The sequence below is a fragment of the Streptomyces spiramenti genome (genome assembly GCF_012034385.1).
Lineage (GTDB): Bacteria > Actinomycetota > Actinomycetes > Streptomycetales > Streptomycetaceae > Streptomyces > Streptomyces spiramenti.
Window position 1 is genome coordinate 1 of the sequence record NZ_JAAVJB010000335.1, and the last position, 4,187, is coordinate 4,187.

The following is a 4,187-nucleotide window of genomic DNA, read 5'->3' on the forward strand; positions in this document are numbered from 1 at the left end:
GCCCTGGTCCGCCCGGGGTGTCGGCCGCCGCGCCGTACCCGCCGCCGCCGGGGGTGTGCAGGAGCAGCTGCTCCCCGGCCGCCAGCTCCGCGGTGTCGCAGCCCGCGAGGGGCTCCGCCCCGCCGTCGGCCCGGAGCACGGCGTTCTCCCCGAGCGCCCCGGGGGCGCCGCCTGCCATCCCGTACGGCGGGACCCGCCGGTGGCCGCTGAGCAGGGTCACGGTGACCGGCTCCAGGAAGCGGAGCCGCCGGACCACGCCGTCACCGCCCGGCCAGCGCCCCGCTCCCCCACTGCCGGCCCGCACGGCGAACTCCTCGACGCGGACGGGGTACCGCCACTCCAGCACCTCGGGGTCGGTGAGCCGGGAGTTGGTCATGTGCGTCTGGACCGCGGCGGTGCCGGCGAAGCCCTCGCCGGCGCCCGAGCCGCTCGCGACGGTCTCGTAGTACTGGAAGCCCTCGTTGCCGAACGTGACGTTGTTCATCGTCCCCGATCCCTCGGCCTGCACGCCGAGCGCGGCGTACAGGGCGCCGGTGACCGCCTGTGAGGTCTCCACGTTCCCGGCGACCGTGGCCGCCGGATGGCGGGGAGCGAGCATGCTGCCCTCGGGGATGCGGATCTCCAGCGGGGTGAGGCACCCGCTGTTGAGCGGGATGTCGTCGGCCACCAGGGTGCGGAAGACGTAGAGCACCGCGGCGGTCACCACCGAGCTGGGCGCGTTGGTGTTGCCCGGCTGCTGCTCCGAGGTGCCGGTGAAGTCGATCACGGCGCTCCGGCGGTCGCGGTCCACCGCGACCGAGACGGCGATGACGGCGCCCGCGTCGGTCTCGTAGCGGACCGAGCCGTCCCGCAGTCCGGTGATGATGGCGCGGACCGACTCCTCGGCGTTGGCGCGGATGTGGCCCATGTACGCCTGGACCACGTCGAGACCGAACTGGCCTGTCATGGAGCGCAGTTCGGCGATGCCCTTCTCGTTGGCCGCGATCTGGGCCCGCAGGTCGGCGAGGTTGGCGTCGGGGTCGCGCGAGGGGTGCGGCCCGGCGGTGAGCAGGCCGCGGGTGGCGGACTCCCGCAGCCGCCCGTCCCGCACCAGGAGCCAGTTGTCCAGCAGGACGCCCTCCTCGTCGATGGTGCGGCTGAACGCCGGCATCGAACCGGGGGTGATGCCGCCGATCTCGGCGTGGTGGCCCCGGGAGGCGACGAGGAAGAGCAGCTCGGGCGCGGCGGGGTCGCTGTCCGCGTCCGGCCCGGTGGCGAAGACGGGGGTGACGACGGTGACGTCGGGCAGGTGGGTGCCACCGTGGTACGGGTCGTTCACGGCGTAGACGTCGCCGGGCCGCATGGTGCCATCGTTCCGCCGCAGCACCTCCTTGATCGACTCGCCCATCGAGCCCAGGTGGACGGGGATGTGGGGCGCGTTGGCGATCAGGTTGCCCTCGGCGTCGAAGAGCGCGCAGGAGAAGTCCAGGCGTTCCTTGATGTTGACCGAGTGCGCGGTGTTCTCCAGCGCCAGGCCCATCTGCTCGGCGATGGCCATGAAGAGGTTGTTGAAGACCTCCAGCCGCACCGGATCGACCTCGGTGCCCACGGCGGTGGCGCGCGGACGCGGGGCGACGCGGTCCAGGAGCAGGTGCCCACGTTCGCCGGCGACGGCGCGCCACCCGGGATCGACCACCGTGGTGGCGTCGTCCTCGGCGAGGATCGCCGGGCCGTCCACGGCGTCCCCGGAGCGCAGCTCGCTCCTGCGGTACAGCGGGGCGTCGCACCAGGAGCCGTCGGCGTACAGCCGGACCCGGGCGGCGGGTTCGGGGGCGCCGCCGTCGGCGGCGGCTGCCGCGGCGGGCCGCGACGGCGGGCCGGGCGGGCCGACCGCCTCGGTGGCGACGGTGGCGACGACCAGCTCCCGGTCCGAGGTGAAGCCGTACCGGGCGTGGTGCGCCCGGGCGAAGACGGCGGCCATCGCCTCGGGGGTGTCGAGCGGGACGGCGATCGCGGCGTCGGTGCCGGCGTAGCGGAGGTGGAGGGTGTGGTGGACCCGGACGCCCTCGGCCGGTACGCCGTCGGCGGCCAGTTCGGCGCGTGCCGCCTCCGCGAGTTCCTCGGCCACCCGGCGGAGCTCCCCCACGGCGGCTGCCAGCGGGCGTTCGACCGACCGCTCTCCCAGCGCGGTGGCGTCGGCGACGCCGATCCCGTACGCGGAGAGGACACCGGCCAGTGGCGGCACCACCACGGTGTCGACGCCCAGCGCGTCCGCGACCGCGCACGCGTGCTGGCCGCCCGCCCCGCCGAACGCCGCCAGCGCGTAGCGCGTCACGTCGTGGCCGCGTTCCACCGAGATCTTCTTGACGGCGCTCGCCATGTTGAGGACGGCGATCTCCAGGTAGCCCGCGGCCACCTCCTCGGGGCCGCGTGAGTCGCCGGTCGCCCGGGCGATGCGGTCGGCCAGCTCGCCGAACCGCTCCCGCACGGTGGCGGCGTCCAGCGGCTCGTCGCCGTCGGGGCCGAAGACGTGCGGGAAGTGGGCGGGCTGCACCCGGCCCAGCATCACGTTGGCGTCGGTGACGGTGAGCGGTCCGCCGCGGCGGTAGGCGGCGGGGCCGGGGTCCGCGCCGGCGGAGTCGGGTCCCACCCGGTAGCGGGCCCCGTCGAAGTGGAGGACCGAGCCGCCACCGGCGGCGACGGTGTGGATGTCCATCATCGGCGCCCGCATCCGGACCCCGGCCACCTGGGCGCCGAGCACCCGCTCCAGCTCTCCGGCGTAGTGGGAGACGTCGGTGGAGGTGCCGCCCATGTCGAAGCCGATGACGCGGTCGTACCCGGCCTCGGCGCAGCTGCGGGCCATGCCGACCACGCCGCCGGCGGGGCCGGAGAGCACCGCGTCCTTGCCGCGGAAGGCCGCGGCGCGGCGCAGCCCGCCGTTGGACTGCATGAACATCAGCCGCACGCCGTCCAGTTCGGAGGCGACCTGTTCCACGTAGCGGCGGAGGACCGGTGAGAGGTAGGCGTCGACGACGGTGGTGTCGCCACGGGGGACGAGCTTGATCAGCGGGCTGACCTCGTGGGAGGCCGAGACCTGGGTGAAGCCGACGGCCCCGGCGATCCGCGCCACCCGCTGCTCGTGGTCGGGGTGCCGGTAACCGTGGACGAGGACCACGGCCGCGCTGCGGAACCCCGCCTCGTGTGCCGCGCGGAGGGCGCGTTCGGCCGCCGCCTCGTCCAGGGGGAGCACGGTCCGACCGTCGGCGGCGACGCGTTCGGGCAGTTCGAGCACCCGGTCGTACAGGGTCTCGGGGAGGACGATGTGCCGGTCGAAGAGGCGCGGCCGGTTCTGGTAGGCGATGCGCAGCGCGTCGCGGAAGCCGGCGGTGGTCACCAGGACGGTGGGCTCGCCGCGCCGTTCGAGCAGGGCGTTGGTGGCCACCGTGGTGCCCATCTTGACGATGGCGACGCGGTCGGCCGGGAAGGGGTCGTCGGGGCCGACCCCGAGCATGCGCCGGATCCCGGCGACCGCCGCGTCGCGGTAGCGGTCGGGCGCGTGGGAGAGCAGTTTGGCCGTCTCCAGCCGCCCGTCGGGGCGTCGGCCCACGACGTCCGTGAAGGTGCCACCCCGGTCGATCCAGAACTCCCAGCGCCCAGTCATGGCGGCCATGGTGCCAAACCGGGTCCCGCCGCACCGCACCGCCGCACCGGCGGCGGCGCGCGCGGCGGCCGGTGAGCCGCGGCCTGTGCGGCGGGCCGCGGTGCGGGGGGCGTTGCGGTGGTCCGGCTCAGGCGCCGGCGAGCCGGCCGCGGACGGCCGTCTGCACGCCGTCGCGTTCCGCGGGGTCGGCGGCGAGCCGTCGCAGCCGGTCGGCGACGCGGGCGTCGCCGCTGGTGGCCGCGCGGGCGGCCACCTCACGGGTGTCCTCCTCGCAGTCCCAGAGGCACTCCACCGCGAGGCCCGTACCGAAGAACGGGTCGGCCGCCTCCAGGGCGACGGCCGCGCGACCGCGCAGGGCTGAGGAGGCGGTCTCCCGGTACACGTGGCGGAGTACCGGCGCCGCGGCGCGGACGCCGAGGCGGCCGACGCCGTCGACCAGGGGCGGCAGGACGTCCGTGTCGGGCCCGCCGAGGCGCACGGCGCGACGCAGCGCGTCGTGGACGGCTCCCGCGTCCGCCTCGCCACCGCGGTGGGCGAGGAGCGTGGC

At 75.7% G+C, this 4,187-nt stretch carries 1 protein-coding gene and 1 pseudogene; both read right to left on the reverse strand.

The features are described from left to right. Positions 1 to 3,640: hydantoinase B/oxoprolinase family protein (locus HCJ92_RS22740; RefSeq protein ID WP_167935489.1), on the reverse strand; the 3,640-nt coding region annotated here is incomplete at its 3' end. 127 nt (positions 3,641 to 3,767) lie between these two features. After that, positions 3,768 to 4,187: pseudogene (locus HCJ92_RS22745) on the reverse strand (HEAT repeat domain-containing protein); the annotation flags it as partial.